This is a genomic window from Kitasatospora sp. MBT63, assembly GCF_000710465.2.
Classification (GTDB): Bacteria; Actinomycetota; Actinomycetes; order Streptomycetales; family Streptomycetaceae; genus Kitasatospora.
Genome location: NZ_JAIZ01000792.1, coordinates 37,641 through 40,208 on the forward strand (window position 1 = coordinate 37,641; position 2,568 = coordinate 40,208).

The following is a 2,568-nucleotide window of genomic DNA, read 5'->3' on the forward strand; positions in this document are numbered from 1 at the left end:
GGGAGCAGCGCCCACAGGGCGGCCGCCCCGGGCACGAACAGCGCACTGCGCAGCAGGATCCGCCGGACGCCCGGCGCGCTGCGGACGTAGCGGCCGCCGGCGCGCAGGGCGGCGAGCGCGTGCTCGCGCTCCTGGCCGCGGCCGGGCGCCGCGGCGGCAGGCAGCCGACGCAGCAGGACCAGCAGGATGCCGGCGAAGGAGAGCGCGTTGAACGCGAAGGTCCAGCCGACGCCGGCGGCCGCGACGAGCGCGCCGCCGAGCGCGGGCCCGATCGCCCGGGCCACGTTCATGTTGACCGCTCCGAGCGCCGCGGCGGGCCGCAGCTGCTCGCGCGGCACCAGGCTCGGCTGGAGCGCCTGCCAGGCCGGGCCGTTCAGCGCGGTCAGACAGCCCAGCAGAAAGGTCAGGGCCAGCAGTGACCACGGCCCGAGGACGCCGAGCAGCGCGAGCGCGGCCAGTACGGCGGCGACCGCCGCCATGGCCGTCTGCATGCCGATCAGCAGCCTGCGGCGGTCGACGAGGTCCGCGAGGACGCCGGCCGGCAGGGCGAGCAGCAGGACGGGCAGCCCGGCCGCGACCTGGACCAGCGAGACCAGCGCCGCGCCGTGGCCGACCAGCAGCCACTGCGCCCCGACGGTCTGCATCCAGCCGCCCACGTTCGAGACGAACTGGGCCAGCCACAGCGCCCGGAACACCCTCTCCCGCAGCGGGGCCCAGGCCGGGCCCTCGGATCTCGGGGACGTCATCGGTGCTCCTCCGGAAACGGGTGGGCCCGGGTTCCAGGGACGGCAGGACCCTGGAACCCGGGCTCTCGGGGGGTGTCGTGGGGGTGTCGTGGCCTCAGGCCCGGTGAAGGGCGAACCGCGTGCCCAGGCCGCCGCCCACGCCGGCGACCACCGCCGCCGGCAGCCACCACAGCGGCCAGTGCGCGAGGCCGAGGAGGTGGTCCAGCGACCAGTCGCCGGGGCCGGTCGCGGCCAGTGCCGCGCCGATGACGACCAGGACGAGCGGGTACTCGTAGCCGTCGTGCTGGACCCACAGGCCGTGCGGCCGCTTGACGGTCAGCGCGACGGTCATCACGCCCATCACGCCCGCGCAGGCCAGCGGGGTGAGCAGGCCGAACGCGAGGAACAGTCCGGCCCCGATCTGGGTGCCGCCCGCGGCGAGGGCGGTGAGCCTGCCGCCGAGGAAGCCGTCGCCGCGGAACTCGGCGGTGCCGCCGGCGAGTCCGCTGCCACCGAGGTGGAAGCTGACCTTCTGGACGCCGTGACCCGCGATCAGCAGGCCGGCGACCACCCGCAGCAGGAGAAGACCCGTGTTCATGTCGTGCTCCGGTCGGTAATCGGTCGGGGTCCGTCAGCCGGCGGCGTGCGGGTCGATCATGGACTGGGCGTAGACGATGCCCATGCCGTACGCGCCGCCGTGCTCCTTGACCAGGTCGGTGACCTGGACGTAGGTCTCGGTGCGGGCCCAGTCGCGCTGCAGCTCCAGCAGCACCTGCACCCAGGTGACCGGTACCGCGCCGGCCGCGGTCATCCGCTGCAGGGCGTGCTCGTGGGCGCGCGGGCTGACGCCGCCGGAGGCGTCCGCGACCACGTACACCTCGTAGCCCTGCTCCAGCGCCGAGAGGGCGGGCAGGACCAGGCAGACCTCGGTCCACAGGCCGGACAGGATGATCTTGCTGCGGCCGGTCGCCTTGACCGCCTCGACCAGTGCCTCGTCCTCCCAGGCGTTCATGCTGGTCCGGTCGACCACCTCCTGCTCCGGGAAGACCGCCCGCAGCTGCGGGAGGATCGGGCCGGAGAACGACTCGGCCGCGACGCTGGAGAGCACCACCGGCACGTCGAAGATCTTCGCGGCCTTCGCCAGGCCGACGGTCGAGTTGATGATCGAGGTGCGGTCGCCGCTGCCGGTGCCGAAGAACATCTGCGGCTGGTGGTCGACGAACAGCATCATCGCGTTGTCCGGGGTGAGCAGGTCCGGGCTCGGAGCGGCGTGGACCGTGGAGAGGTCGACCATGGTTCTTCTCTTTCCGTGCTGGAGAGGGGAGTTGGCAAAACATCCGACGCCCGCCGGTCAGCGGGGCGGCACGTTCATGACGCTAGTTCGCACCGCCGGGCCTGGCTGCTCGCTCCGTGCCCGGGACTGTTCCGACACTGCACCGACGGCGAACCGCAGGTCAGCCGCGTCCGCCGTGCGCTGCGGGGCAACCGTCGATGCGCTGTGAAGGCACTCGGGACACCGGCGGCCGCCTAGGTTCGCCCGGGTGGTCCCACGGGCGGAGCGTCCGAATCGCCCGCGCCCACCCGACAGCCGCCGCCGTTCCGAAGGGGAACTCCGTTGTCCAGCATGCCCGTTGCCGGGATCCGCCCCGGCGCTCCGGACCAGCCAGCCGACCTGGTCATCCGCAATGCCAAGGTGTACACCGGCGATCCGCGCCGCCCCCGGGCGAGCGCCCTGGCCATCCGGAACGGACTGATCCAGGCCGTCGGTGACGACGCGGACGTCGTCCCGCTGGTCGGCCCCGACACCCGGGTCGTCGACGCGCTCGGCCGCCGCGCCGTCCCC

General features: G+C 73.8%; 3 protein-coding genes and 1 pseudogene. 1 reads left to right on the forward strand and 3 read right to left on the reverse strand.

Going from position 1 to position 2,568, the window contains the following annotated elements:
* The 3 genes from AA75_RS41395 to AA75_RS41405 all read right to left on the reverse strand — a co-directional run.
* Positions 1-746: MFS transporter (locus AA75_RS41395; RefSeq protein ID WP_033825682.1), on the reverse strand; the 746-nt coding region annotated here is incomplete at its 3' end.
* 94 nt (positions 747-840) lie between these two features.
* The gene (locus AA75_RS41400; RefSeq protein ID WP_033825667.1) at positions 841-1,323 is read right to left on the reverse strand and encodes a DoxX family protein; all 483 of its coding nucleotides are present in this window, start codon (positions 1,321-1,323) and stop codon (positions 841-843) included.
* 33 nt (positions 1,324-1,356) lie between these two features.
* Positions 1,357-2,019 carry a hydrolase gene (locus AA75_RS41405; RefSeq protein ID WP_033825668.1) on the reverse strand — a complete coding sequence of 221 codons (663 nt, stop codon included), beginning with the start codon at positions 2,017-2,019 and terminating at the stop codon, positions 1,357-1,359.
* Positions 2,020-2,349: 330 nt separating this feature from the next.
* Here AA75_RS41405 and AA75_RS41410 point away from each other — a divergent pair.
* Positions 2,350-2,568 (forward strand): annotated as a pseudogene (locus AA75_RS41410) (amidohydrolase); the annotation flags it as partial.

Bases quoted from the DNA above. Each gene is read 5' to 3' on its own strand.
- AA75_RS41400 (WP_033825667.1), bottom strand. From the start codon at position 1,323: ATGAACACGGGTCTTCTCCTGCTGCGGGTGGTCGCCGGCCTGCTGATC.
- AA75_RS41405 (WP_033825668.1), bottom strand. From the start codon at position 2,019: ATGGTCGACCTCTCCACGGTCCACGCCGCTCCGAGCCCGGACCTGCTC.